This window comes from Pseudomonas sp. PME37.24/025 (genome assembly GCF_055556615.1).
Genome location: NZ_JBVHNK010000418.1, coordinates 1 through 246, shown reverse-complemented (window position 1 = coordinate 246; position 246 = coordinate 1). Strand labels below are relative to the sequence as shown.

Below are 246 nucleotides of genomic sequence, written 5' to 3'. Positions count from 1 at the left end.
CTGACCGAACCGGTCTGCTGATACTCGTCCAGCCAGAGGTCGGAGCCCACGGGCGTCCGCGCGGTCGTGGCGTCGCTCGACGGCGTCGCGGTCGACGCGGGAACGAGCGCGGTCGTGACGGTGGCCGGGTCGCCGCCGGGGGTCACGGCCGTGTACGGAACGTCCGCGAGCCAGGCCTTCACGTCGGTGGTGCGCGCGTAGGAGACGAACACGGCACCCGTGCCCTCGACGCGGAGCGATTGCGCC

The 246-nt window shown here is 73.2% G+C and carries 1 protein-coding gene; it reads right to left on the bottom strand.

What is annotated here, in order from left to right; translation table 11 throughout:
* On the bottom strand, positions 1-246 hold a 246-nt coding region (locus ACZ3HH_RS30895), incomplete at both ends, for a hypothetical protein (RefSeq protein WP_465810502.1).